This window comes from Streptomyces sp. NPDC005706 (assembly GCF_040631045.1).
Taxonomy (GTDB): Bacteria; Actinomycetota; Actinomycetes; order Streptomycetales; family Streptomycetaceae; genus Streptomyces.
Genome location: NZ_JBEXYS010000013.1, coordinates 87037 through 113636 on the forward strand (window position 1 = coordinate 87037; position 26600 = coordinate 113636).

Below are 26600 nucleotides of genomic sequence, written 5' to 3' on the forward strand. Positions count from 1 at the left end.
GTCATGCGGGGAGGACCCGGACGTCGTACTTCGGGATCCAGGCGTCGCGGGTGACGATCGTCAGGCCTTCCAGCTGAGCCTGGGCGACGAGAGCGCGGTCGAACGGGTCGCGGTGGTGCAGCGGCAGCCGCCCGGCCCGGAGTCCGTGGCCCATGCTGATCGGAAGAGGCCTCAGCTGGCAGTCACGAACGCGCTCCGGCAGGTCGGCCGGCGCGTCCAGCTTCCCCAGGGCCTGCTTGACCGCGAGCTCCCACGGTGTGACAGCGCTGACGTAGGTCTCGGGCTCCGTGTCGAGCAGTCCCTTGATCTCGTCCGAGAGCTGCGGGGAGTCGAGCAGCCACCAGACCACGACGTGCGTGTCCGCCAGAAGCCTCACGCGTCCGCCTCCCGGCCCAGGCCGAAGGTCTCAGCGAACCCCGGGTCGTCGGACAGGTCGTCGAAGTCGTCGTGGAACACCACCGGCTCCGTCAGGGAACCGCGGGCCGTCCGCTGCACGACGGGCCGAAATGGCACCACCTTCGCCACCGGCTCCCCCGCCCGGCTGATCACAACCTCTTCCCCGGTTTCCACGAGCTGCAGTATCCGGGAGAAGTTGGTCTTGGCGTCGTGGACGTTGTACTGCCGCTGCGCGTCCTGCGTGCTCATCGGGACTCCCGGAGGCTGGACTAGGTGGACTAGCTACTGGGCTAGCCCTGTGTTCACGGTAGCGCCGCCTCCCTCCACCGGGCCAGCGTGTTCACTCCGACGGGTGACAGGAGCCCGGGCGACGTACCCTGGGAACCCCCGGCCCGCCCCGCGTGTCGGGTGGTTCGCGTTGCCCATACCCGGACGGAAAGCCTCTTCATGAGCCTGCACGGTCTGCTCGACGCCGTAGTCAAGGACCCCGCCCTCGCCGAAGCGATCGAGGCGGCGGACGGCAACCGCATGCACGTCGACCTGGTCGGCCCCCCGGCCGCCCGCCCCTTCGCGGTCGCCGCCCTGGCCCGCGAGACCGGCCGGCCGGTGCTCGCGGTCACCGCCACCGGACGGGAGGCCGAGGACCTGGCCGCCGCCCTGCGCACCCTGCTGCCCCCGCAGACGGTCGCGGAGTACCCCTCCTGGGAGACGCTGCCCCACGAGCGGCTCAGCCCGCGCAGCGACACCGTCGGGCGCCGCCTCGCCGTACTGCGCCGCCTCGCCCACCCCAGCGCCGACGACCCCGAGACCGGCCCCGTCTCCGTCGTCGTCGCCCCCGTGCGCTCCGTGCTCCAGCCGCAGGTCAAGGGCCTCGGCGACCTGGAGCCGGTGTCCCTGCGAACGGGCCGGAGCGCCGACCTGAACGAGGTCGTCGAAGCCCTCGCGGCCGCCGCCTACGCGCGCGTGGAACTCGTGGAGAAGCGCGGCGAGTTCGCCGTGCGCGGCGGCATCCTGGACGTGTTCCCACCCACCGAGGAGCACCCCCTGCGCGTCGAGTTCTGGGGCGACGACGTCGAGGAGATCCGCTACTTCAAGGTCGCCGACCAGCGCTCCCTCGAGGTCGCCGAGCACGGCCTGTGGGCCCCGCCCTGCCGCGAGCTGCTGCTCACCGAGGACGTGCGCACGCGCGCACGTGCCCTCGCCGAGGAGCACCCGGAGCTGGGCGAACTGCTGAACAAGATCGCCGAGGGCATCGCGGTCGAGGGCATGGAGTCCCTCGCCCCCGTCCTGGTCGACGACATGGAGCTGCTGCTCGACGTGCTCCCCGGCGGCGCCATGGCCGTCGTCTGCGACCCGGAGCGGGTCCGCACCCGCGCCGCCGACCTCGTCGCCACCTCCCAGGAGTTCCTCCAGGCCTCCTGGGCCGCCACGGCGGGCGGCGGCGAGGCGCCCATCGACGTCGGCGCCGCCTCCCTGTGGTCCATCGCCGACGTCCGCGACCGCGCGCGCGAGCTGGACATGATGTGGTGGTCGGTCTCCCCGTTCGCGGCCGACGAGCAGCTCGACGCGGACACCCTCAAGCTCGGCATGCACGCCACCGAGACCTACCGCGGCGACACCGCGCGAGCCCTCGCCGACACCAAGGGCTGGCTCGCCGACGGCTGGCGCACCGTCTACGTCACCGAGGGCCACGGCCCGGCCGCCCGCACCGTCGAGGTGCTCGGCGGCGAGGGCATCGCCGCCCGCCTGCACGCCGACCTCGGCGAGCTGAGCCCCTCCGTGGTGCACGTCTCCTGCGGCTGCATCGACTACGGCTTCGTGGACCCGGCGCTGAAGCTGGCCGTCCTCACCGAGACCGACCTCTCCGGCCAGAAGGCCTCCGGCCGCGACGGCGCCCGGATGCCGGCCCGCCGCCGCAAGACCATCGACCCGCTCACCCTGGAGGCGGGCGACTACATCGTCCACGAGCAGCACGGCGTCGGCCGCTACATCGAGATGGTGCAGCGCACCGTGCAGGGCGCCACCCGCGAGTACCTGGTCGTGGAGTACGCCCCCGCCAAGCGCGGCCAGCCCGGCGACCGCCTCTACATCCCCACCGACCAGCTCGAGCAGATCACCAAGTACGTCGGCGGCGAGGCCCCCACCCTGCACCGCCTCGGCGGCGCCGACTGGACCAAGACCAAGGCGCGCGCGAAGAAGGCCGTCAAGGAGATCGCCGCCGACCTGATCAAGCTCTACAGCGCCCGCATGGCCGCCCCCGGCCACGCCTTCGGCGCCGACTCGCCGTGGCAGCGCGAGCTGGAGGACGCCTTCCCCTACGCGGAGACCCCCGACCAGCTCACCACCATCGCCGAGGTCAAGGAGGACATGGAGAAGTCGATCCCCATGGACCGCCTGATCTGCGGCGACGTCGGCTACGGCAAGACCGAGATCGCGGTGCGGGCCGCCTTCAAGGCCGTACAGGACGGCAAGCAGGTCGCCGTGCTCGTCCCCACCACCCTGCTGGTGCAGCAGCACTTCGGGACGTTCTCCGAGCGGTACGCGCAGTTCCCGGTGAGCGTGAAGGCCCTCTCCCGCTTCCAGACCGACACCCAGGCCAAGGCCGTCCTGGAAGGTTTGAAGGAAGGCTCGGTGGACGTCGTCATCGGCACCCACCGCCTGTTCGCCTCCGAGACCAAGTTCAAGGATCTCGGCCTGGTCATCGTGGACGAGGAGCAGCGTTTCGGCGTCGAGCACAAGGAGCAGCTGAAGAAGCTCCGCGCCAACGTCGACGTCCTGACCATGTCCGCCACCCCGATCCCGCGCACCCTGGAGATGGCGGTCACCGGCATCCGGGAGATGTCCACCATCACCACCCCGCCCGAGGAGCGGCACCCCGTCCTCACCTTCGTCGGGCCGTACGAGGAGCGGCAGATCGGCGCCGCCGTCCGCCGTGAACTGCTGCGCGAGGGTCAGGTCTTCTACATCCACAACCGGGTCGAGTCCATCGACCGGGCGGCGGCGCGCCTGCGCGAGATCGTCCCCGAGGCGCGGATCGCCACCGCGCACGGCCAGATGTCGGAGTCCGCGCTGGAACAGGTGGTCGTCGACTTCTGGGAGAAGAAGTTCGACGTGCTGGTGTCGACCACGATCGTCGAGTCCGGCATCGACATCTCCAACGCCAACACCCTCATCGTGGAGCGCGGCGACAACTTCGGCCTGTCCCAGCTCCACCAGCTCCGCGGCCGCGTCGGCCGGGGACGGGAGCGGGGCTACGCCTACTTCCTGTACCCGCCGGAGAAGCCGCTGACGGAGACCGCGCACGAGCGCCTCGCCACCATCGCCCAGCACACCGAGATGGGCGCGGGCATGTACGTCGCCATGAAGGACCTGGAGATCCGCGGCGCCGGAAACCTCCTCGGCGGCGAGCAGTCCGGGCACATCGCGGGTGTCGGCTTCGACCTGTACGTCCGCATGGTCGGCGAGGCCGTCGCCGACTACCGGCGGCAGTTGGAGACCGGCGAGATCGAGGAGGAGCCGCCGCTCGAGGTCAAGATCGAGCTGCCCGTCGACGCCCACGTCCCGCACGACTACGCCCCCGGCGAGCGGCTGCGCCTGCAGGCGTACCGCGCCATCGCCTCCGCGAACTCGGAGGAGGACGTCAAGGCCGTCCGCGAGGAACTCACCGACCGCTACGGCAAGCTGCCCGAGCCGGTGGAGAACCTGCTGCTGGTGGCCGGGCTGCGGATGCTCGCGCGCGCGTGCGGCGTCGGCGAGATCGTGCTGCAGGGCAACAACATCCGCTTCGCGCCGGTGGAGCTGCGCGAGTCGCAGGAGCTGCGGCTCAAGCGGCTCTACCCGGGCACGGTCATCAAGCCGGCCGCGCACCAGGTCCTCGTCCCGCGGCCGAAGACCGCGAAGGTCGGCGGCAAGCCGCTCGTCGGCCGCGAACTGCTCGGCTGGGTCGGCGAGTTCCTGGCCTCGGTCCTGGGGTCGTAAGAAGTCCCGGACACGGGGCGGGAGGGCGTGGCCTCCCGCCCCGCCGCCGTGGTGCGGTGGCCGACGGCGGAGCGCCGAATTTCGCGGTGATCGTCCCGATTGCGGCCCTGTCGCCCCTTTGAGCCCCATCTGCTGTGCGCCGCACGCCCGTTACGGTGGACGCGGACACGATCCGCCCGCACAGCGGGGCGGACAGGGCGAGCGAGGGGGACGCACCGTGACGCGTCTGAGGGGCGGGGCGGTCGCCGCGGCGGTCGTCATGGCGGTCTCCGTGGCCGGCTGCAAGAGCGACGAGATCGGCGGGTCCTCCGGCCCCCAGGAGAAGCCGCGCGGGGGAGCGGCCCTGGCCGCCGCCGACTCGCTGACCGTCAAGGGACGCGCCCCCAAGACCGGGTACTCGCGCGAGCGTTTCGGTTCCGCCTGGGCCGACACCGACTCCAACTCCTGCGACACGCGGGACGACATCCTCAAACGCGACCTGGAACAGGTGCGGTTCACCGACGGGGACTGCAAGGTCTCCTACGGCCTGCTGAAGTCTGACCCCTACTCGGGCAAGGACATCACCTACCGGCGCGGCCGCAGCCAGGTCGACATCGACCACCTCGTCGCCCTCTCGGACGCCTGGCAGAAGGGCGCCAAGTACTGGGCGCCCGGCAAGCGCATAGCCCTGGCCAACGACCTTATGTTGGCGGCGTAGATGTCTCACGGTGATGTGCCTCATGAGCGGGGTATGCGTTCCGCCGAGCTGTGTCTCACGGGTGATGGGTTCCGGCTCGGTGGACGAACGGGCCGGTGGAAGGGCGGGAAAATGACAGGGCGCGCGAACCGGGCTGTTCGTGCGGCGGCGGCGGGCTGTGTGGCGTTGGTGCTCGGTGCGGGGCTGGCGGGGTGCAAGGCGAGCGATCTGCCGGAGGCGAAGAACTCGCCGGGCGGCGGATCAGCGACGTCGGCGGGCGCGCACGGGACCAGCCCCCTCGCAGACCCTGACGGAACGAAGCCGGGGCTGGCCGCGATCACCTCCCAGAAGGACAAGGACGCGGCGCGCGAACTGATCTCCAAGCTGGCCACCAGGGGGCGCGGCCCGAAGACGGGCTACGAGCGTGAGAAGTTCGGCTATGCATGGATGGATACGGCGGACGGCGTGCCACTGGCGCACAACGGCTGTGACACCCGGAACGACTTGCTGAAACGCGATGGCCAGAAGGTCACCTTCCGGTCCGGTTCGGACTGCGTGGTCGTCTCGATGACCCTGTACGACCCGTACACCGGCAAGGACATCGCCTGGAAGAAGGCGAAGGCCACCGAGGTCCAGATAGATCACGTGGTCCCGTTGTCGTACGCCTGGCAGATGGGGGCTTCCCGCTGGAGCAAGGACAAGCGGGAGCAGCTGGCCAACGATGTGCTCAATCTGCTGCCGGTCTCGGGCTCCACGAACTCCGCCAAGCGTGACTCCGGTCCGGCGTCCTGGCTGCCGCCGAACAAGACGATCCGCTGCTCGTACTCGGTGCGGTTCGTGCAGGTGGCGGAGAAGTACGAGCTTCCTGTTACGGCGGCGGACAAGCAAGCGATGATGAGGCAGTGCGGCGGGTGACGCGGCAGCCGGCAGCTCTGTTGGCATGGACCGAGAACGGCTCGCTCTGTGGGCTTTCGAACGCTGGGGGCATCGTGGCACAGGCCGATTTCGACTACGAGGGTGCGCTCGCGTACGCGCGCAAGCACCTTGCCTCCCTCGGGGTTACCGCCGAGGCCGGCAATCTGGCCAATGCGGCGGCTATGGGGATCACCCAGATGGTCTGGAGGAATGGGCCCATCGAGGACGCGCACGCGGGCGCCAGAGGCCGACGCAACGGCCTGCACGATGGTGTCATGTTCGCGCGCAACACGTGGGTCTACAGCCAAGCGTTGGAAGCGGTGCGGAGCAGTGACCAGTACGCCCTGCTCCGGTTCGAGAAGCAGATCCTCGACCGAGAGCTCGTCTGGCCAGGCACCTCGGGCAACCTGACACAATTCGGATACGGCGCTCTGGGTGAGATCAAGAAGCATGCCAAGAAGCGCATCGACTACCTGATGTTCCTTGAAGAGCAGTTTCAGCGCGAAGAGTTCATGCTCCTGACCTCGATCCAGGGCTTCGGAGCATCCGACCACTTCGGGATGCCTGGCTGGGAACCACGCGTCCGAGCAGCGATCGAGCGCATCCGCGGGGACGATCCCGAGTTCGTGACGCGCCTCAAGACCGTCTACGACATCGACTTCGGCGAGATCATGAAGAAGGCCCCCGCAGTCGTCCACGACGATCTGCCCGAAGTCGAGCGAGCTTTGCTAGACGCGCCGTACGAGCTGGGTGCTCAAACACTGGACTGGTTCGCCTGGAACCCGGTTCTCGACCGAACCCCGTGAGTGAGACCAGCCAGGAGTCTCACTGCAGCGGGCTGACGATGCTGTGGGGTGCTGTCGACAGGGCTTGTCGCAGTTTGTGCGCATCCGCTTCCAACTCGGCGTTCCGCAGGGCGAGCACCTGGATCTGGTTCGCGTATGCCGCGACTATGGCACGCAACTCCCGGATCTCGGCCCCCTTCTCCCGGCGTAGTTCCCGCTGGGACTGCTTCAGTCGCGTGACTTCCTGCCTGAGCTCGTCGGACTCCGGACGCCTGGCCTCGGGAGCGCTGAGAATCCCCTTGATGACTGCCGCGACGGGCGAGCGGTAGTACGAGGCCCGGGAGACGCCGGCCTCGGCGGAGATGTTCACCGCCGAGGTGCGGCCGTCGGTGATCTCAGGGCGGCCGAGCATGAGCTGCTCGAAGGCGTGCATGATCTTGTGGTCGACATCGGTCAGCCCGAGGTTCTCCCGGGCCAGGCGGGCGAAGGCCGTGCGGACGGTCATGAGGGTCTCGTTCATGGAATCGGTCATCGGTGGGTGTTCTCGTAGTCGATCTCGGCGATCAGGTGGGTGAGCGTGGCCAGGTGCTCGGTGATGGCGAGCTGCTGGAGTCGCGGGAGGTCGGTCGCCTCGCCCAGTTCGGCTTGTGCCATGTCGTGCGCCCGTTCCAAGCGGGGCAGGTGGACGGCGGAGCGCCGTGAGTTGGGGCAGCGCATGCACATGTCCAGCATGGGGACGGGGCGCCCCAGGGGCTTGGCGCGCTTGCGGCACACGGCCGTCTCCGCTTGGTAGAAGCAGTCGTTGAGGACGCCTGGGTGCAGGGTCTTCGTCAGATGTTGCAGCAGCGTCCGGAGCCGGGAAGGACGGGCCACGGCACCGGGCAGGTCGCCGAGTTCGCTGCGGATGCGGTCGAACTCGGCCTCGATGCGCTGGGCGGCGCCACCTGCGGAGTGGCCGCCTTCGTTCCAGTCGTGGTAGAGGTCCTCGACGTAGTCGAGTTTGGCGACGGCCTCCTCGGCCGCGACCTCGTCGGCGAAGCCGGAGGCGGAGGTTCCCGCGTATCCCTCGAACATGGTGATCGCGGCGTGTTTGTACTGGCGGGCGCCCGCGACCACCCCGAAGGGTTGGTGGGCGATGTGCCACGCGAGGGTGCGCCGGAACTGCCTGGTGTCGAAGGCCCAGGGAAGTGCCGTGGGCGCTGGCGTGTCTTCCTCGGCTTCGTCCTCCTCGTCCGGCGAGTGCCCGTTCGGGGACGTCGTCGTCAGCGGGATGTAGAGCTCGTCCGAGGTGCTGAAGAGCTCGTTGAGGTGGTCGCGGAAGGCTCTGATGCGCGGGGGCATGTTGCTGAGGAGGACGTACCCGTTGCGGCCGCCGCCGTCGTAGCCGAAGAGGTGGCCGGGGTCGTCGTTGATCTCCCTGAGAACAGCGACGGCCCGGTGCACGACGTCCAGGACGACCCACTCGGCTTCGTCCCCGCTGAGCTTGCGGTCCTTACCCTTGTATACCCGCCCCCGGAGTTTGTACCGGGGACGACCGTCGGCTCCGATCTCGGTGGACGCGCAGTCGCGGCCCAGCTCACGCACTTCCACGTCCCGCATCCCCGACAGATAGGCGATGACGGTCCAGCAGGCCGTTCGCAGGAAGGACAGCTCGTTGGCCAACGTGAAAGGGCTGAGTCGCGGGCGCCACGGCCTGCCGGTGGCCGGCCACTCGGACATCGGAGTGTCGAGGCCGCCTTCCTCATAGCCGATGTCCTCGCCGGCCTGCGCCATCAGCGGTCGCAGGTGTGCGGCGTTGCCGCAGCCGCTCAGAAGGGAGACGAGGCGGTGGTTCGGGCTCTGTGGTACGCCGTCGACAGTGACGGCGTCGGGCACGGTGTGCGCGGTCTCGCGGGGGAGAGCGGGAATACCCCGACCGGCCGCGCGGCGTTCGGCGATAAAGGCCAGAACCCGTTCGCGTGCCTGGCCGTAACCGAGGTTCTGGCCCTTGCGCGCTGCTTCGAGCGCGGCGATCTCCCGCTGGGCGGCGAGGATGTCGCCGCTGGCCATATCCACGTAGAAGACCGCTGCCCGCAGCAGGGGCGCGACGACGTCCTCGGGGATGCGTGGGGTGGCGTTCTCTCCCTTGACCCGCCGCATCCCGGCGACGGCGTAGGCGCTGCGGCCGTTCCAGGGGAGGACGTTCAGCCGGTCCTGAGACAGGAACGGCCCGTGGGCCGCGAGGTGCTTGAGAAGCGTGATGTTACGAACGGTATTGCTCGGGCTGGGCTTCCACCTCTTCAGCACGGCATCCAGGTGGGTGCGGCCGACGGCGGACAATCGTGGTGCACCCACCTCCCCCAGGTCGTTCATCACGGCAATGAAGACGCGTAGCTCTCCGGCCGCTGCCGTGGCCTTCATGGGGCCGAGGCCCAGGGACCCCCGGCGGAGGCGGGAGGCGACGAACTCCTTCGCTGTACGCCGTGTCATCGGATCGCCGATCTGCGTGAAGTCGAGCCGCCACGTCCGCCACGTGCGGGGCAGCACGCACCGCAGATCCCACACGTCTTCGGACAGGAGCGGACCTCGGCTCGGCAGACCTTGCGTGAGCCGCTCCGGGAGCACGTACTCCGAGGCCGGGGACAGGTCGTGATCACTGGTCCGCGGCTTGGGAACGGCAGTCATGCGATGACCTCCAGGAACGACGGGGGCAGCAACAGGCGATCGCCACCGCCCTCGGCGATGGCCTGCGCCGTGGCGATCTGGCGCGTGCTGAAGCGGGCGCGGACACCGTGGACGATGCGATCCCACGCGAGGCCGAACCGCGCGATCCACTCCGCGGCGGGATACTCCTCGCGCTGCCGCTCCAGGAAGTCCAGGAAGGACAGCAGGCTCGGCAGGTGGCGGCTGGTGAACACCGCGTTCGGGCATTCCAGGCACCCCCAGGCCGGGACGGGGCAGGCCGCCCCGGGCTTGCGCGCGAACGGTGAGGCGAAGAAATCGCGGCAGGAGGCGAGCCATACGTCCTGCTCGCCGGAGAGCGCCGACTCGATCTCCCGCGCGGTCAGCGATGCCTGGCCGTCGTCGAGCCGGGCGCCGTCGTCCGACAGCACCACCGGCGGGGCCAGCGCAACGCCCAGCGCCTGTGCAAGGCCCGCCTCCACCGCCTGGTCGTGGGTCTCTTCGTGGGCGCCGATGTCGGCGTAGTGCTGCGCAGCGACCGGCCGGGTGTGGCCGGAGGCGAAGTCCTCAAGAACTCCGCCGGCCCGCAGGTACTGACGGGACTTGACGGTCTTGCGCACCCGCCGCAGGTCGAGGGCGACAGGCCCGCCGTCGCGGTCGGTGAGGCAGTCGAGCCCACGCTCGGACATCCACTGCCGGGTCACGGCCGACCAGCCGTGAGGACCGTCGTCGAAGGGCGCACGAGCTTGTCCATGACCACCGACGTCGCACCACAGCGCGTTGCTGCCGATCAGCTCACGGGTGTGTTTCGTCAAGCGCAGGGCCAGCCGGATCACGCCACCGGGGAAGCGCAGCGAGCCCCCGTCGGCGACCCTGACCGTCTTGTGCGTGGCACCCGGGGCACGCTTCTTGACGTAGGCGATGCTGACGTAGCCGCGAGCCGGACTCGCCAGGCAGTCGGCGCGCAGCTGCCGGATGCACTCGGGTTCCATGCCCGTCTGGCAGGCGAGCAGGAGCAGGAAAGCCACCAGGTCCCTTGCGGTGAGGTGGAGACGACCGTTGAGTTCCTCTCTTCCGCCCCAGCAGCGGAGGACCTTGTACGAGGCGTCGTCGGCGGTCAGCGGGCCGTGGTGTGCGATGTACCAGAGGACGTTCCCCAGCCGGTCCCACCCGTGTTGGCGCGGGTCGCGGCCCGTAGCCGCCAGCTTCTCACCCTCCAGGATTCGGTCGCGGATGCGGGCGACGTCGTCCCGGGCAGCGGTCTCCAGCGCGTCGAGCACCGGGAACGGATACGCGTCGAGAGGCTTCGACGCTCGGTGGGCCGACGCCGACGTGAAGCCCAGGCGGGCGTGAAAGGCAGCTCCGAAGGCGTGGGGGTGCGCCTCGTGCACCAGCTTCAGCAACCGTACGAGGTACGTCATGGTGAGGTACGGCTCCTTGCTCGTCCCTCCGTACTGAGCGATCAGACGCGTCTCGAACGCGTCCAGAAGATCGGGCTCCAGGTCGCTCAGACGCAGCTCGGCGGCGGAATCCGGCAGGGCAGCAGCCGTGAACTCGACGAACTCCCGGATACGTTTGACGACGTAACGCACGCCACTGCGGTCACGCAGGGTGCCGGGAGCGCTGACGACTTCGGCGAGTGCGGCGGCGAGTGCCCGGGTGAGACGGGGACACGGGAGTCCTGACAGGTCGATGTTTTCGGGACTCCCGTTGAGATCCACGGTGAAGATCACGGGGCCGATCGTCGGCACGGGCTCGGTTGCGGCTGGGGGCTCGACAGCGGTCGGGAAGCGGACGCGACGCGGGCTCACCGGTCCTCCTCCGCATCCAGGCGGATCCGCTCGAAGGCGGCGGCCTGCTCGTCCCAGTCGCCGAGCGCCGCGAGCACGATCTCCTGGGCCTCGTCCAGCACGTCGAGGTACGTGTAGACGGTCGTCTCGTGGCGATGGCCGAGCAGGAGCTGGAGCTTGCGCAGCGGATTGCCGATGAGCAGTCGTTTCACCTCCGCGTGGGTGAACCGGCGGTCCTCACGCATGCCGAGTGCCCGCACGGTCTGTCGCAGCAGCAGGCCGAGCATGTGCACCGCGAACGTGTGCCGCAGCGTGTGCGGGTGGACATCGAAGTCGAGCCCGAAGCCGGCACACCGCTCGTTCGCTCGCTGGAAGACCGACTGCCAGGTACTGCGCCGCAGCGGCAGCCCGTTCTCACCGAGCCACAGGCACAGGGGGCCGACGACGTCTCCTCGGCCGTCGACCTGGACGAGCCGTGCCCGGTCCGCCGCACCGATGCGCGAGTACGACCAGCTCGCTCCGTTCTCGACCACCAGCGCATGCCGACTTGCCCGGCGTACCGGCAGTTGGTCCGCAGCCGCTTCGTACCCGCCTCGGACGCGCCGCCGCTGCACCAGCTCGTCACGCTCCATACCGACGTAGTGGTGCAGGTCGCGGGCCACCCGGGGACGGACGTACACCGTGCGTGCCCTGCCGCGCTTGGCCACGGCGGCCGAGACGGTGATGTCGCCGATCAGGCGTCTGCCGGTCACCGGCGGAAGTTCCGTCGTCAGCAGGCTCGCGGCCTCGCCCAGCCGCATGCCGGTGCAGACCAGGAGATCGGCGAAGAGAGCGTTGCGTTCGCCATTGCGCCCGCGCCACCTGACGTCCGGGGAGCCGTCCGGCAGCAGTCCGCGCAGTCCGACATCCCGCCAGAGCATGAAGTCCTCGTGCGACAGGAACCGGATCGGCTGTCGGGGCACTTCGGGCTCGGCGTCGGCGTTGACCCGTACGCGCTTCGGTCCCTGCGGCGACACCACGGTCTTGTCGATGTATCGGAACGGCTCAGCAGGCAGCAGTTCCTCGTACAGCGACCACTGCACCCACTTGTCGAGTGCGGCGACGGAGCGGTTCCAGGTCGCCACCGAGATGCTGCCCGGTCCGTCGCCGTGCAGGCGTACGGCCTTGTAGGCGCGGAGGTCGGCACCGTCCGTGTCCCAGATGGACTTGCCGCCCCGGGACTCGTGGAGGAAGCGGCAGTAGAGCATGACGTCGGTGCTGTAGGCGATGCGGCTGTTCTCCGATCGCACGCCCCAGTTCTCCAGGTCGCGCAGGAAGCGGTTCAGGCGGAGGTCGTAGCTGCCGTCCGGACCGAGGATGAAGGGTCTGCCCTCGTCGGCGCCGGCTCGCTGAAGGATCGAGTCCCCGTCGAAGGGAAGTGGGTCGATGGCCGGTGCCCCGAGTGCCGTCCGGTGCAGCAGCACTGGCGTCTCGGAACCGGCATCCGCTTCTTCTGACTCCATCGCGTGCGAGCCACCCTCCCTGTGAGACAAGCTGTACGCGCACATAACGGGAAGAGTGGTGAGACAGTTACGAGTACCGACATAAACGACCCGCTCAACCTCCTCGCGGTCGACGCGAGCGCCAACCGCGGCAAGGGCGACGGCGACACGGCCACCTGGCTGCCGCCCGCCAAGGGCTACCGCTGCGTCTACGTCGCCGCCCAGGTGGCGGTGAAGAAGAAGTACGGCCTGTGGGTCACCTCCGCCGAGAAGGCCGCGATGAAGAAGGTGCTCGCCACCTGCCCGGACCAGAAGCTCCCCACGGGCGGCAACCCCACGAACGCCCCGGAGCGCTTCAAGGCCCGGTGAGCGGCAATTCGGTTTCCCGGGGCGATCCGCACCGCCTACGGTGACCCGCATGGACGTGAGGGTAAGCAGCGTCGCCGAGCGGCCCGACCGGCTCCCGGCGGTGTTCGAGATGGCCGACACCTGGCCCGAGTTCGTGACCAGCGACCCCGTGGGCAACGCCCACTACGGCCGCATCCCCACCGAACTGCCCGAGTACGCGCTGTTCGCCGAGGACGAGCGCGGTGAGGTCGTCGCCCACGCCTTCAGCGTCCCCTTCTCCCTCGCCGCCGAGGGCCGGGGAACCCTGCCTGCGCGCGGCTGGGACCAGATCCTGCTGTGGGCCTTCGCCGACCTGCGCCGCGGCACCCGCCCCGACACGGTCAGCGCGATCTCCGTCGTCATCGCCCCGCACGCCCAGGGGCAGGGCCTGTCCGCCCGGATGCTCTCGGCGATGCGGGACAACGCCCGCGCCCGCGGCTTCGGCGAGGTCGTCGCCCCCGTCCGCCCCAGCGCCAAGCACCATGAACCGCGCACCCCGATCGCCGAGTACGCCCACCGGGTCCGCCCCGACGGCCTGCCGGAGGACCCGTGGCTGCGGGTGCACGCCCGCGCCGGTGCCACCATCGACTCCGTCGCCACGGCCTCCATGACCGTCGGCGCCTCCCTCGAGGAGTGGCGCCGCTGGACCGGGCTGCCGTTCGACACGCGGGGGGACGTCGAGGTGCCCGGCGCGCTGGTCCCGGTCCACTGCGAACCGGAGCGCGGGTACGCCGTCTACGTCGAGCCCAACGTGTGGATGCGGCACCCGCTGTGACCCGGCGCCGGGCCCGGCCCGGACTCAGCCGCCCAGGGCGTCCAGGTCGATGACCTTCCCGGCGGGCTTCCGCGCCGGTACGGGCTTGTCGTAGTCGCTGAAGGACAGGTGCACCGGCTCCTTGGCGCCGGCCGCGCTGTCGACCTGGAGCAGATACGGCTTGCCCTCGGTCGCCACGTACAGCGTGTAGCGGTCCTTGCCGTCCTTCTCGTGCAGCACGATCGCCGGGGTGCCGCCGACCGTGGTGGTCTTCCCGCGGGTGGCGTCCGAGCTGACGTCACCCGCGCCGGCCAGCACCGAGTTCAGGTCGCAGAAGCCCGCGATGTCCTTGGCGTCCTGGCCCTTCACCGCCATCTTGGTCCACTTCCCGGCCAGCATGTCCACCGCCGCGTCGGTGTCGGCCTTGGACTCACCCTTGCTCTGGGCGCGCAGGAACGCCTCGTCGTACTTCATGTAGACGGTGCTCCCGGTCTTGACCAGGTCGGCCTTGCCCTGGCCGCCCATGCTCATCGTGCCGGCGCACTCGCCCTTCTTGTCCAGGGCCATGTCGAGCCCGATGGTGCCCGTGCTCTCGTCGTCGGCGACATCGCCCTTCATCCGCAGCGAAGAGGCCCCGGTGGTGGCCTTCAGCGCGCGGTCGGCGATCTCGCCGCCGCTCAGCCCGGCGAACGGGCCCTCCGGCTTGCTGTCCGCCTTGTCCTGCCCCGGCAGACAGCCGGTGATTCCCGCGGTGGCCGCGGCGATGAGACAGATGGCGGCAAGTGCGGTTCGGCGCATGACAGTTCCTTGCTGGGAGAAGTGGGATGAGATGTGGTGGCGAGTGGAGCGGTGCGCCGTGCGGTGCGGTGCGTTGCGCGGTGGGCGCCCGGTGGTGGAGCGGTGCGGTGGTGAACGGGGCGGCGGTCAGGCCGTCTTCTTCCAGTTCCCGCAGCCGGTCGTCTTGAAGTAGGCGTCGCCGGCGCCGACGGTGACGACGGCCGTGCCCTTCACGTTGTTGTTGGCGATGATCGAGTCGAGCCCGTGCTCGGCGTCCTTGTCGCGCTCCCAGTAGCAGGAGTCGTCGCTGTTGCCGGCCGACTTGTAGGTGCCCGGCGCGATGTCGGTGCCGACCTTGAACATGCCGCCGTCGCCGTCCATGGCGGAGGCCGGTGAACCCTTCGCCTTCACGGCGACGGCCTCCCAGTCCGCGCAGCCGTGCGACTTGAACAGCTTGTCGCCGGCCTTGACGGTGACGTAACTCGTGCCCGAGACGTTGTCGTTGGCGAGGATGGAGTCCATCTCGCCCGAGGCGTCCTTGGCCCGCTCCCAGTAGCACATGCCGTCGGTGTTGCCGGTGGTGCGGTAGGTGCCGGGCTTGATGTCGGAGCCGACCTGGAACTCGCCGTCCCCGTCGAAGGCGGCCTTCTTCTTCGCCGCCGCCCTGCCGCCGGCTTCCTTTCCGGCGCCCTTGTCCTGCTTCGAGCCGGGCCGGTGCGCGGCGGACGCCGAAGTGTCCTTGCCGTCGTCGGCGTTGGCGGACACGGCGGCGATGACGACGACCCCGACGACCGCGCCCAGCGCGATCTTGCCCATACCCATGACGGAACCCCTCCCCGATGCGGCGACCGCCCCCTCCGGCCGGCCGCTCGTTCGCTGGGTCAATAAGAGCAGAGCCTGTGAACCGAGTCAACACGGTTCACAAGTTCTCGGCAGTACACGTCCGTGAAGCCGTGGATCTTGTGTACGCCGGTATGCTCGGCGCACAACGGGACGAGGGGAGCGGGGCCGGTGCAGGACAACGCGACAGAGGTGACCGCCGCCGGCATCGCGCGGCTCGCCGGTGTGGGCCGGGCCGCCGTCAGCAACTGGCGCCGCCGGCACGCCGACTTCCCCAAACCGGTCGGCGGCACCGAGACCAGCCCGTCCTTCGCGCTCGCCGAGGTGGAGGCATGGCTGCGCGAGCAGGGCAAGCTCGCCGAGGTCCCGTTGCGCGAACGCGTCTGGCAGCAGCTCGCCGGGCATCCCGAGGGCCCGGTCACCGCGCTGGTGCACGCGGGCTGCGTGCTGCTGCTCATCCATGAGCGCCCCACCGTCTGGCTGGACGTGAGCGCGGGCTCCGACGAACGGCTGGCCGCGATGCTGCCGGGCGCGCTGGAGCAGGTGCTGGCTGTGAACACCCCGCCACCTGTGAACACCGGCGCCCCCGCTCACACCCGGCCGTCCACTCACACCCCGCCCGCCGCCCCCACTCCCGCGCTGCACACCCCGACCGGCCCCCAGCTCCTCCCCTCCGCCCCCCTCCTGCGCGGCGCCGCCGAACTGGCCGCCGAGACGGGGGCGCGGCAGACCTTCGAGTTCCTGCTGGGCCGCCACCTGGACGCCAACCCGCGCCAGTACACGCTGACCCCGGCCGAACTCGCCCGGCTGATGGCCGACCTCGCGGGCCCCGCCCGCACCGTCCTCGACCCGGCCTGCGGCACCGGCGCCCTGCTGCGCGCCGTCGACACCCGCCCCGGCCAGGAGCTGTACGCCCAGGACGGCGCCCCCGACCTCGCCGCCCTCACCGCCCTGCGCCTCGGACTGCAGTCCCGCGCCGTCGTGCACGCCGCCGTCGGCGACACCCTGCGCGCCGACGCCCACCCGGAGCTGCGCGCCGACGCCGTGCTGTGCCACCCGCCGTTCAACGAGCGCAACTGGGGCCACGACGAACTCGCCTACGACGCCCGCTGGGAGTACGGCTTCCCGGCGCGCACCGAGTCCGAGCTGGCCTGGGTGCAGCACGCGCTGGCCCGGCTGGCCGACGGCGGCACCGCCGTACTGCTCATGCCGCCGGCCGCCGCCTCCCGCCGCTCCGGCCGCCGGATCCGCGCCGACCTGCTGCGCCGGGGCGCGCTGCGCGCCGTCGTCGCGCTGCCGGTCGGGGCGGCGCCGCCGTACAACATCCCGCTCCACGTGTGGGTGCTGCGCCGGCCCGACCGGACGCCCGCGGCGCCCGAGGTGCTGCTCGCCGACACCGGGCGGTTCGCCGGTGAGGCGCGCGGCGGTCCCGACTGGCAGGCGGTGCGGGACGCCGTGCTCGACGCCTGGCGCGCCTTCGAACGCGCCGGGCGGCTGGTGGAGCGGCCGGGGCTGGCCCGGTCCGTGCCGGTCATCGAACTCCTCGACGACGACGTCGACCTGGCCCCCGCCCGCCACCTGCCGCCCGCGGCGGCCGCCGACGGCGCGGAGCAGCTCACCGCGGTGCGCGAGCGCCTCGGCGAGACGCTGCGGCTGACCGCCGACCTCACGCCGCCCCCCGCCGACCCGGCGCCCCCCACGCGCTGGCCGCTCACCACCGTCGGTGAACTCGCGCGCGGGGGCACGCTGGTGCTGCGCACCGGCGGGAACGGCGGCCGCGCGCGCGTGCCCGTCCTCACCGACCACGACGTGCTCGCCGGAACGGCGCCCTCCGGGATGCTGCCGGAGAGTGACGAGGAAGCCGTGCTGACGGAAGCCGGTGACGTGGTCGTGCCGGTGCTCGGCGGCGGCACGGTGGCGCGCGTGATCGGCGAGGCGACGCGGGGCGCCGCCCTGGGCCGCAACCTGGTGCTGCTGCGGCCCGATCCGGCGGCGCTGGACCCGTGGTTCCTCGCCGGCTTCCTGCGCGGCTCGGCCAACCACCGCCAGGCCAGCAGCTATGCCTCCACGGCCACCCGCCTGGACGTGCGCCGTCTCCAGCTGCCCCGGCTCCCGTTGGACGAACAGCGGCGCTACGGCGCGCGGTTCCGCGCCCTCGAGGAGTTCGAGCGGGCCGTGCGGCACGCGAGCCGGCTCGGGGAGCAGTTGGTGCGCGGGATGTACGACGGGCTCACGGACGGCACCGTCGCGCCGGATTGACGTTGCTCCCGGACAACGGTTCGGTACAACACGGACCGCTTGTCCGTGCCGGGCCATATGCTCGAAGCGACCATCGCACGAGCGGCGTCAGCCCGGCGGAGCACACCGGGCGGACAGGTACGTCCATTTCAGGCATCAGGAGCAGCCATGCAAGGCCACGGCTACGCACAGCCGGTGAAGCAGCCGCCGCACCCCGCGGGGCTGGTCTTCCTGCGCGTGCTGTTCGTGGCGGTCGCGGTCCTCAGCATCGGCATGCTCGCCTGGGTGATGCTGCTGCGACTGGCCGCCGTCACGCGCAGGTCGCTGGACTGGGGTCTGTTCGTGGCGCTGCTGGCCGCCGACATCCTCAGCATCGTCCTGCTGGGCAGCGAGCCCGGCGACGAGGTCCACACCACCGGTGGTTACCTGGGCGTCCTGCTGCTCCTGGGCGCCCTGGCGGCCGCGCTCGTGTACTACCTCGTGGCGGAGATCCGGCACTACCAGAGGCTCCGGCAGGCGTACGCCGGCGCCGCGGTGTCCGGGTACGGCTACCCGCCGCCCGCGACGCCGTACAGCACCACGGCCGCGTCGCAGACCCCCGTGCCGGCGACGCCCCCGGCGCACCACACACCCGTACCCGCGACGCCCCCCGCGCACCACACGCCCGTGCCGCAGCACCCGCCGGTCGCCCCGCCGCAGCAGCGCCCGGCACCCGCCCGTATCGACCAGGTGCGTGCCGAACTGGACGAGCTGAGCGACTACCTGCGCCAGCACGACGGCCACCACGACGGCGACGGCATGCGGGACGCCGGCCACGAGGGCGGACGGTGAGCGTGGCGGCGGGACGTGTCGTCGCCGGCCGCTACGAACTGTCCACGCTCATCGGCCAGGGCGGCATGGGCCAGGTGTGGACGGCGTACGACCAGCGGCTGGACCGGCGGGTGGCGGTGAAGCTGCTGCGCCCCGACAAGGTGGCCGGGCAGGAGGCGGAGGAACTGCGCCGCCGTTTCGTGCGCGAGTGCCGGGTGACCGCGCAGGTCGACCACCCGGGCCTGGTCACGGTGCACGACGCGGGCAGCGAGGGCGAGGAGCTGTTCCTCGTCATGCAGTACGTCGACGGCGCCGACCTCTCCGACCATCTCGCCGAGCACGACCCGTACCCCTGGCAGTGGGCGGTGGCGGTGGCCGCGCAGTTGTGCGCCGTGCTGAGCGCGGTGCACGCCGTGCCGATCGTGCACCGCGACCTCAAGCCGCGGAACGTCATGGTGAAGCAGGACGGCACGGTCACCGTCCTCGACCTGGGCGTGGCCTCCGTCATGGACACCGACACCACCCGCCTCACCCACACCGGCTCCCCGATCGGCTCGCCCGCCTACATGGCGCCCGAGCAGGCCATGGGCGGCGCGGTCGGCCCGTACACCGACCTGTACGCGCTCGGCGTGCTGATGCACGAACTGCTCAGCGGTGACGTGCCGTTCGCGGGCTCCACCGCGCTCGGCGTGCTGCACCGGCACCTGTACGAGCCGCCGCTGCCGGTGCGCCGCACCCGCCCGGAGGTCCCCGAGGCGCTGGAGTCGCTCGTCCTGCGCCTGCTGGCCAAGGACCCGCAGCACCGGCCGGACTCCGCGCAGGAGGTGTACGAGCACCTGGCGCTGCTGCTGCCCGCGCGCGGCATGCCCACCGGTGCGCCGCTGGACCCGACGCGCCCCTTCCTGCGCCCGCACGCCCCCTGGCCGGACCGCGCGCGCACGCCCGCGCCGCAGCCCGCCCCCGTCGCGCCCGCGCCGCCCGCCGCCGGGAAGCCCGACGTCGCCGCCGCCGTGGACGAGGTCAAGCGCCTGCTCGGGGAGGGCCGCATCACCCAGGCCGTGGACATACTCGGCGCGATCCTGCCCGCCGCGGCCGAACAGCACGGCGAACGCTCCCCGGTGGTGCGCACCCTGCGCAAGCAGTACGCGGCCACCCTCCTGGACGACGGCCAGTACCGGCGCGCGCTGCCCGAACTGCGCCGCCTCGCCGACGAGCGCGCCGCCGAGGCCGGGCAGGCCGACCCGCAGTCCCTGCGCTTCCGCTACGAGGCGGCCCAGTGCCTCGAGCAGCTCGGCGAACCGGCGGCGGCACTCGCCGAGTACCGCGCGCTGCTGCCGTACTACGAGAACCAGTACGTCTCCGGTGATCCGCAGCTCGCCCACGACGTGCGCCGCCGCATCGGCCACCTGCTGCTCGCCCTCGGCGACCGGCCGGCCGCCCACGACACGCTGGCGCGGCTGCTGGTGGACGTCGAGCGCTTCCGCGGCCCCGGCGACCCGCTGGCCGCGGAGATCCGCCGGACCCTGCAATGGCTGGGGCAGGTGCGCGGCTAGTCTTTGCCGTCGCCTGGGAGATTCTTGTGCTCTACAAGGGGTTGGGTTTCCCGAACGCATGATCGGCGCGGGATAGGTTGCGGTTCGTTTTTCGCCACGCACTTTATGAGCAGGGGTGGGGTTCCATGGCCGGTCATCGGCAGTCCAAGAGGCGCAGGTACATCACGTGGGCCGTGGCGGGCACGGCCGTCGTCGCCGGCGGGGGCGTCGCCGCGCAGACCTCGATGGCCGCCACGGCCTGGCCCGCGCAGAAGACGTTCACCGGCCGCGCCTTCGACACCTGCACCGCGCCCTCCAAGGCGACGATGAAGGCCTGGCACACCGGCTTCTACGGCGCGGCCGCCGTCTACGTGGGCGGCAGGAACCGCGGCTGCGCCCAGCCCAACCTGACGTCCTCCTGGGTGACGTACGTCAGCGGCCTCGGCTGGAAGCTCGTCCCGATCTACGTCGGCGCCCAGCCGCCCTGCCAGACCAGCTCCAACCCGGAGAAGCTCACCGCGTCCACCGCCGCCTCCCTCGGCACCAGCGACGCCAAGGACGCCGTGGTCAAGGCCGCCGCGCTCGGCATGAAGGCCGGCAGCGCGATCTACCTGGACATGGAGCCGTACGACGTCACGAACAAGTCGTGCAACGACGCCGTGCTCACCTACGTCCGCGCCTTCGACAAGGAGCTGCGCGTCAAGACGTACCGCGCCGGCTACTACGGCTTCACCAGCTCCAGTGCCAAGGCCATCGCCACCGCGAGCGACAAGACCGACCTGCCGGGCAACCTCTGGTACGCGCTGTGGGACAAGAAGAACACCACCACCTCGGACTGGCCCTGGGGTTCGACCCAGTTCACCAACCACAGCCGCGCCCACCAGTACATGGTCAACAGCAAGGAGTCGCACGGCGGTGTCACGCTCACCGTCGACCGTGACGCGTGGGACGCGCCGGTGGCCATCACCGGCTGACCCGTACCCCGGCCCGGGGAGGCACCACGGTGCCCGAAGCGCGTGCGAATCGTTGGTCGAATGGGTTGGCCACAGGCTGCCCACTGCCTAACATCGATCACCGCAAGACTTTGTGCACCGCCGCACAAGCTCCCCTGGAGGTCTCCTTGCACCGCCGCCGTCGCACCGCGCTCCTCCTCTCCGCCGCGATCGCCGCCGCGGCACCCGCCCTCACCGCTTGCGGAGGCGAGGCGCACCCGGGCGCCGCCGCGGTCGTGGGAGGAGAGCGGATCACCGTCGCCCAGCTCGAGGGCCGGGTCAACGAGGTACGCCAAGCGCAGCGCGCGGCGGTGCGGGACGAGACCCAGTACCAGCAGGTCCTCGCCTCCACCGGCAGTCTGACCCGCGACACCCTGCACAACATGGTCCTGGACCAGGTCCTGCACCGCGCCGCGCGGGACGCGGGGATCTCGGTCACCCGCAAGGAGGTCTCCGGGATGCGGGCCGGCCTGGAGCAGCAGGCCGGTGGCACCAAGGGCCTGGAGACCGCCTGGCTGCAGAAGTACGGCATCGCGCCCGGCCGCCTGGACGACAACCTCCGGCTCCAGCTCGAGGCGCAGAAGCTCGCCGCGAAGCTCGGCTCGGACACCACGCAGCCCGCGTTCTGGAAGGCCCTGTCCCGGGCCTCCCAGGAACTCCACGTCGACCTCAACCCGCGCTACGGCGCCTGGGACGTGCGCAAGAGCAGCCGCGTGGACGCCAAGACGCCCTGGGTGCGGGAGGCCACGGCGACGGGGGCGCAGCAGCCGGCGTAGCGGGCGGTCGGCGCTCCTGTGCCGGGGCGCCGGAGCGGGTACGGCAGGGGGCCGACGGGGGCCGGTCGGTCATACGGTCACACGTTGCCCCCGGCCCTGTGGACAACCGATCCCGTCCCTCTTCCCCGTGGGTTACGTTCGGATGGTGAACGCAACCAGTCCCGAGGCCGCCCCCGGCCGCATCGTCCTGCTCACCACCAGCCACCGCGTCGCACCCGGCCTGCTGTCCTGGCCCGCCTGGCAGGCGCTGCGCGCCGCCGACGCCGTGCTGTGCGCGGACGGCGCCCATCCGCAGCTCCCCTATCTGCGGGAGGCCGGGATATCCGTGGCGGAGGCGGCGCCCACCGCGCAGGAGCTGCTCGACACCTGCGCGGGCGGGCGTACGGTGGTCGTCGTGGCCACGGGGGAGGGCGAGCCCGCCCTCACCGACGGCCTCGCCCGCCTCGCCGGTTCCGGACGGTTCCGGATGCCCGAGCTGGAACTGCTGCCCGCCTCCTACGACCTGCCCGGCGCCCGCCTCCTCGACCTCGTCCAGGTCATGGACCGCATCCGGGTCGAATGCCCCTGGTCGTCCCGGCAGACCCACCTGGGCCTGGCGAAGTACGGGATCGAGGAGGCGTACGAACTGGTCGAGGCGATCGAGGCCGGTGACCGGGAGGAACTGCGCGAGGAACTGGGCGACGTCCTGCTCCAGGTCGTCTTCCACTCCCGCATCGCCGAGGAGGACCCGCAGGCGCCGTTCTCCGTCGACGACGTGGCCGGCGGCATCGTCGCCAAGCTGATCCACCGTCACCCGCACGTCTTCGGCGACGAGACGGCCGAGACCCCGGAGGACGTCAAGGAGCACTGGCTGCGCACCAAGGCCGAGGAGAAGCGGCGCACCTCGGTCACCGAGGGCGTACCCCTCGGCCAGCCCGGCCTGGCCCTCGCCGCCAAGCTCGCCTCCCGCACCCGCACGGCGGGCCTGGAGGTGCCGCTGCCCGAGGGCGAGGGCATCGGCTACGAGCTGCTGGCCCTGGCGGTCCGCGCGGAGTCGGCCGGCGTGGACCCGGAGGCGGCGCTGCGCGCGGCGGCGCGGGTGTACCGGGACGCGATACGGGCGGCCGAGAGCTGACACCCGCGCCGCGGAGCGGGCGTCCGTGACCGATACCGTCGAGGAGTGACCGACCAGCCCGCCCCGCCCAGCACCGCCCCGGAACTGTTCACCTGGGAGTTCGCCGCCGACCCCTACCCCGCCTACGCCTGGCTGCGCGAGCACGAGCCAGTGCGCCGGACGAGGCTGCCCAGCGGGGTCGAGGCCTGGCTGGTCACCCGGTACGCCGACGCCCGGCAGGCCCTCGCCGACCAGCGGCTGAGCAAGAACCCCGCGCACCACGACGAGCCCGCGCACGCCAAGGGCAAGACCGGTATCCCGGGTGAGCGCAAGGCCGAGTTGATGACGCACCTGCTGAACATCGACCCGCCGGACCACACCAGGCTGCGCAGACTGGTCAGCAAGGCGTTCACGCCGCGCCGGGTCGCCGAGTTCGCGCCCCGGGTGCAGGAGCTGACCGACGACCTCATCGACGGGTTCGCGAGGACGGGCTCCGCCGACCTCATCCACGAGTTCGCCTTCCCGCTGCCCATCTACGCCATCTGCGACCTGCTCGGCGTCCCGCGCGAGGACCAGGACGACTTCCGCGACTGGGCCGGGATGATGATCAGGCACGGCGGAGGACCGCGCGGCGGGGTCGCCCGGTCGGTGAAGAAGATGCGCGGCTACCTCGCCGAGCTGATCCACCGCAAGCGTGCGGCACTGCCGGAAGAGCCATCCCCGGGCGAGGACCTGATCTCCGGCCTGATCCGCGCCTCCGACCACGGTGAGCACCTCACCGAGAACGAGGCCGCCGCGATGGCCTTCATCCTTCTGTTCGCCGGCTTCGAGACGACCGTCAACCTCATCGGCAACGGCACCTACGCCCTGCTCAACCACCCGGAGCAGCGCCACCGGCTGCAGAACTCCCTCGCCCGCGGCGAACAGGGTCTGCTGGAGACCGGTGTCGAGGAACTGCTCCGCTACGACGGCCCGGTCGAGCTGGCCACCTGGCGGTTCGCCACCCGGCCGCTGACCCTCGGCGGGCAGGAGATCGCGGCCGGCGACCCGGTGCTCGTCGTCCTCGCCGCCGCCGACCGGGACCCGGAGCGGTTCGCCGGTCCCGACGTCCTGGACCTCTCCCGCGGGGACAACCAGCACCTCGGCTACGGCCACGGCATCCACTACTGCCTCGGCGCCCCGCTCGCCCGGCTGGAGGGCCGGACCGCGCTCGCCACGCTCCTCACCCGCCTCCCCGACCTGCGGCTCGCGGCCGATCCGGCCGACCTGCGCTGGCGCGGCGGGCTCATCATGCGCGGCCTGCGCACCCTGCCCGTGGAGTTCACCCCGGCCACGGAACAGGCCGTACAACCGTAAACATGACGGGCGTTCAACTCTGTGATCTTCACGTGATCTGTGCGGCATGAACTTGTGACAAGTGATCGTATGCCTATACGTTCACCCATCAACGCGGCCCGAGCATTGGGCGCCGCGTCGGTCCCGCTGTCGCACGAAAGGCTTCCGCATGCTCTCCGGGAACGGTCGTCACCGTCGCCCCCGTCAGGCTCCGGCTCTTCTCGTCGCGGCCGGAGTGACCGGCTCCGCCATCGCCATCCCGCTCCTCGGTGCCGCGAGCGCCAACGCCGCCGACGGCACCACCTGGGACAAGGTCGCCGAGTGCGAGAGCGGCGGCTCGTGGAGCGCCGACACGGGCAACGGGTACTACGGCGGACTGCAGATCTCCCAGGACGACTGGAACGCCTACGGCGGCACCAAGTACGCCGCCACCGCCGACCTGGCGAGCCGTTCCCAGCAGATCGCCGTCGCCGAGAAGATCCTCGCCGACAAGGGCACCACGCCCTGGACCACCTGTGCCCTGCTCTCCGGCCTGACCTCCGACTCAGGGTCCCTGGACGTCGACACGGGCGTCGCAGGCTCCGGGAAGTCCGGCTCGGACCACGGCGGGTCCGGCGACTCCTCCGGCTCCACGGACTCGTCCGATTCCGCCGGTGATTCCGACTCGTCCGGTCTGCCGGATTCCTCCTCCTCGCCCGACTCCTCCGACTCCGGCTCCGAGTCCGACTCTTCCTCGGACTCGGTCGGCAAGTCGTCCCCGGACGCGGGCGAGAGTGCCGGCTCCAAGGGGTCGGACAAGGGCACGGACACTCCCAAGTCCGACAAATCCACCTCGCCGCGCGCCGGGGAGTCGCAGGGGAGCGAGTCCGCGACCCCGGACCCGGTCGTGGAGGACTCGGACAATTCATGGCAGACCGGCGGTTCTTGGAGCCTCGTCGACACCGGAGCGCTCAGCAGTGGCGGACGTCACCGCGGCGGCAGTGCGGACGAAAGCGTGACAAACGGTCAGGACGCCTCCTCGTCGGGGAAGCACGCCTCCCGCGGGACGGACACCTACACCGTGCATGAGGGCGACACCCTCGCCTCCATCGCCGACTCCCTTGACGTGGACGGCGGATGGCACGAGCTGTACGCCCGGAACAAGAAGGCCATCGGTACCGACCCGAACCACATCTCCGCCGGTCAGACCCTGGAAGTCGGTAGCGAAACGGGCCAAAAGCAGCGGTAGTTGACGACCGGATTGGGCGTCGATGTCCGTTTCGGTGAAAGTGTGGGATGAGTCTCAGAAGCCCTGATCGTCTTTGAAATTCCCTCGATCGCGTGTCTACGGTCGTGACCGCTCGTCACCACGAGCCCCGGCTGTCGCAACGCCGAATCCTGCCAGCGGCCGCCCGGGAACAGTCGTCGCGTAAAGCGCCGTAGGCAGGAGCGGGGGACCCAAGGTAAGTGCCGGAACCAGCGGTCACGCTGGAACCGGCTAGGGGTGGAGCCGCGGCCCGTGAAAGCGGGCCCGCGGCCGGGCAACTCAACCGGCCCGAACCCGACAGCTCACCTCGCAGGCGTCGGTGAGGGGATCCATCCATGCTGTTCTCCAGCAAGGGCAAGCACCGTCGTCCGTCCAAGGCCACCCGTGCCATCGCGCTCGCCGGTGTCACCGGCGCCGCCGTCGCCGCCCCGCTGATGGCGGCCGGCAACGCCTCCGCCGCCACCACCTCCGAGTGGGACGCGGTCGCCCAGTGCGAGTCCGGTGGCAACTGGTCCATCAACACCGGCAACGGCTACTACGGCGGTCTGCAGTTCTCCGCCTCCACCTGGGCCGCCTACGGCGGCACGCAGTACGCCGGCCAGGCCAACCAGGCCTCCAAGGCCCAGCAGATAGCCGTCGCCGAGAAGGTCCTCGCCGCCCAGGGCAAGGGCGCCTGGCCGGTGTGCGGCAAGGGCCTGTCGAGCACCCCCAACAGCGGCTCCGCCCCGAGCGGCTCCTCCAAGAGCACCTCCTCGGGCAGCACCGCCACCCGCTCCACCGACCAGCAGGCCGCCTCCCGTTCCAGCGAGCGTCCGGCCGCGAGCGCGAAGAAGACCGTCACCACCCCGACCGGCAAGAAGGTCAAGAAGGGCGACGGCGAGTACAAGGTGGTCAAGGGCGACACCCTCGGCACCATCGCCGAGAAGCACAAGGTCGACGGCGGCTGGCAGAAGCTCTTCAAGCTGAACAAGGACATCGTCGAGGACGCCGACCTCATCTACCCGGGCCAGCAGCTGCACCTGAAGTGACACCTGGCTCCGACCGGAACCACAGTGCCCTCACAAGGCCGTCCCCCAAGCTGAAGGCCGCGTGAGGGCCATTCCCCCCGTCCCCCACGGGCTCCCCGCCCCGGTGCGTG

The 26600-nt window shown here is 71.0% G+C and carries 21 protein-coding genes, 2 pseudogenes and 1 riboswitch; of the genes and pseudogenes, 15 read left to right on the plus strand and 8 right to left on the minus strand.

The window, feature by feature from the left end; translation table 11 throughout:
• Position 1: 1 nt before the first annotated feature.
• On the minus strand, positions 2-376 hold the full coding sequence (locus ABZ478_RS21685; protein WP_359551875.1) for a type II toxin-antitoxin system VapC family toxin: 375 nt from the start codon (positions 374-376) through the stop codon (positions 2-4).
• A complete protein-coding gene (locus ABZ478_RS21690; protein WP_359551878.1) occupies positions 373-645 on the minus strand; it encodes a type II toxin-antitoxin system prevent-host-death family antitoxin in 273 nt (90 codons plus the stop codon). Before ABZ478_RS21690 ends, ABZ478_RS21685 begins: the two co-directional genes overlap by 4 nt.
• Positions 646-843: 198 nt before the next feature.
• Between ABZ478_RS21690 and mfd the strand changes: the two genes are divergently transcribed.
• The 4 genes and pseudogenes from mfd to ABZ478_RS21710 all read left to right on the plus strand — a co-directional run bounded on the left by mfd (position 844) and on the right by ABZ478_RS21710 (position 6771).
• On the plus strand, positions 844-4374 hold the full coding sequence (gene mfd / locus ABZ478_RS21695; protein WP_359551881.1) for a transcription-repair coupling factor: 3531 nt from the start codon (positions 844-846) through the stop codon (positions 4372-4374).
• 217 nt (positions 4375-4591) lie between these two features.
• Positions 4592-5053 (plus strand): annotated as a pseudogene (locus tag ABZ478_RS21700) (HNH endonuclease family protein); the annotation flags it as partial.
• A 129-nt stretch (positions 5054-5182) separates the two neighbouring features.
• Positions 5183-5965 (plus strand): HNH endonuclease family protein, encoded by a 783-nt coding sequence (locus tag ABZ478_RS21705; protein ID WP_359551884.1) that lies wholly within the window; start codon positions 5183-5185, stop codon positions 5963-5965.
• Positions 5953-6771 (plus strand): hypothetical protein, encoded by an 819-nt coding sequence (locus ABZ478_RS21710; protein ID WP_359551886.1) that lies wholly within the window; start codon positions 5953-5955, stop codon positions 6769-6771. Before ABZ478_RS21705 ends, ABZ478_RS21710 begins: the two co-directional genes overlap by 13 nt.
• Positions 6772-6790: 19 nt before the next feature.
• On the opposite strand, the gene ABZ478_RS21715 is transcribed toward ABZ478_RS21710, so the two are convergent.
• The 4 genes from ABZ478_RS21715 to ABZ478_RS21730 all read right to left on the minus strand — a co-directional run bounded on the left by ABZ478_RS21715 (position 6791) and on the right by ABZ478_RS21730 (position 12703).
• Positions 6791-7270: a hypothetical protein gene (locus ABZ478_RS21715; RefSeq protein WP_359551888.1), complete on the minus strand. Its 480-nt coding sequence runs from the start codon at positions 7268-7270 to the stop codon at positions 6791-6793.
• A gap of 8 nt (positions 7271-7278) precedes the next feature.
• On the minus strand, positions 7279-9414 hold the full coding sequence (locus ABZ478_RS21720) for a hypothetical protein (protein WP_359551891.1): 2136 nt from the start codon (positions 9412-9414) through the stop codon (positions 7279-7281).
• Positions 9411-11144 carry a hypothetical protein gene (locus tag ABZ478_RS21725; protein ID WP_359551894.1) on the minus strand — a complete coding sequence of 578 codons (1734 nt, stop codon included), beginning with the start codon at positions 11142-11144 and terminating at the stop codon, positions 9411-9413. Before ABZ478_RS21725 ends, ABZ478_RS21720 begins: the two co-directional genes overlap by 4 nt.
• A 74-nt stretch (positions 11145-11218) precedes the next feature.
• Positions 11219-12703: a tyrosine-type recombinase/integrase gene (locus ABZ478_RS21730; protein ID WP_359551896.1), complete on the minus strand. Its 1485-nt coding sequence runs from the start codon at positions 12701-12703 to the stop codon at positions 11219-11221.
• An 84-nt stretch (positions 12704-12787) separates the two neighbouring features.
• Here ABZ478_RS21730 and ABZ478_RS21735 point away from each other — a divergent pair.
• Both ABZ478_RS21735 and ABZ478_RS21740 read left to right on the plus strand, forming a co-directional pair.
• Positions 12788-13051: pseudogene (locus tag ABZ478_RS21735) on the plus strand (HNH endonuclease family protein); the annotation flags it as partial.
• Between the two features lie 49 nt (positions 13052-13100).
• Positions 13101-13844 (plus strand): GNAT family N-acetyltransferase, encoded by a 744-nt coding sequence (locus ABZ478_RS21740; RefSeq protein WP_359551899.1) that lies wholly within the window; start codon positions 13101-13103, stop codon positions 13842-13844.
• A 24-nt stretch (positions 13845-13868) separates the two neighbouring features.
• Here the strand turns inward: ABZ478_RS21740 and ABZ478_RS21745 are convergent, their stop codons facing one another.
• Positions 13869-14621, minus strand: a complete 753-nt coding sequence (locus ABZ478_RS21745) for a hypothetical protein (protein ID WP_359551902.1) — start codon at positions 14619-14621, stop codon at positions 13869-13871.
• Positions 14622-14747: 126 nt separating this feature from the next.
• Positions 14748-15422, minus strand: coding sequence for a hypothetical protein (locus ABZ478_RS21750; protein ID WP_359551905.1), 675 nt, complete (start codon positions 15420-15422; stop codon positions 14748-14750).
• Positions 15423-15611: 189 nt separating this feature from the next.
• Here ABZ478_RS21750 and ABZ478_RS21755 point away from each other — a divergent pair, with 189 nt between their 5' ends.
• From ABZ478_RS21755 to ABZ478_RS21795, 9 genes are all read left to right on the plus strand, one after another.
• Positions 15612-17699 carry an N-6 DNA methylase gene (locus ABZ478_RS21755; RefSeq protein WP_359551908.1) on the plus strand — a complete coding sequence of 696 codons (2088 nt, stop codon included), beginning with the start codon at positions 15612-15614 and terminating at the stop codon, positions 17697-17699.
• Between the two features lie 147 nt (positions 17700-17846).
• Positions 17847-18509, plus strand: coding sequence for a hypothetical protein (locus tag ABZ478_RS21760; RefSeq protein WP_359551911.1), 663 nt, complete (start codon positions 17847-17849; stop codon positions 18507-18509).
• Between the two features lie 38 nt (positions 18510-18547).
• Positions 18548-20041, plus strand: a complete 1494-nt coding sequence (locus ABZ478_RS21765) for a protein kinase (protein WP_359552051.1) — start codon at positions 18548-18550, stop codon at positions 20039-20041.
• Positions 20042-20166: 125 nt separating this feature from the next.
• Positions 20167-20994 carry a glycoside hydrolase domain-containing protein gene (locus ABZ478_RS21770; RefSeq protein ID WP_359551914.1) on the plus strand — a complete coding sequence of 276 codons (828 nt, stop codon included), beginning with the start codon at positions 20167-20169 and terminating at the stop codon, positions 20992-20994.
• A 146-nt stretch (positions 20995-21140) separates the two neighbouring features.
• Entirely contained in the window at positions 21141-21788 is a 648-nt protein-coding gene (locus tag ABZ478_RS21775; protein ID WP_359551917.1) for a SurA N-terminal domain-containing protein, read from the plus strand.
• Between the two features lie 145 nt (positions 21789-21933).
• Complete coding sequence (locus ABZ478_RS21780; RefSeq protein ID WP_359551920.1) at positions 21934-22902, plus strand: nucleoside triphosphate pyrophosphohydrolase; 969 nt, start codon at positions 21934-21936, stop codon at positions 22900-22902.
• A gap of 45 nt (positions 22903-22947) precedes the next feature.
• Positions 22948-24237 (plus strand): cytochrome P450, encoded by a 1290-nt coding sequence (locus tag ABZ478_RS21785; RefSeq protein WP_359551922.1) that lies wholly within the window; start codon positions 22948-22950, stop codon positions 24235-24237.
• A 148-nt stretch (positions 24238-24385) separates the two neighbouring features.
• Positions 24386-25444, plus strand: coding sequence for a transglycosylase family protein (locus ABZ478_RS21790; RefSeq protein WP_359551925.1), 1059 nt, complete (start codon positions 24386-24388; stop codon positions 25442-25444).
• A gap of 176 nt (positions 25445-25620) precedes the next feature.
• Positions 25621-25793, plus strand: a riboswitch (cyclic di-AMP (ydaO/yuaA leader).
• Positions 25794-25797: 4 nt separating this feature from the next.
• Positions 25798-26490, plus strand: coding sequence for a transglycosylase family protein (locus ABZ478_RS21795; RefSeq protein WP_359551928.1), 693 nt, complete (start codon positions 25798-25800; stop codon positions 26488-26490).
• Positions 26491-26600: the final 110 nt, after the last annotated feature.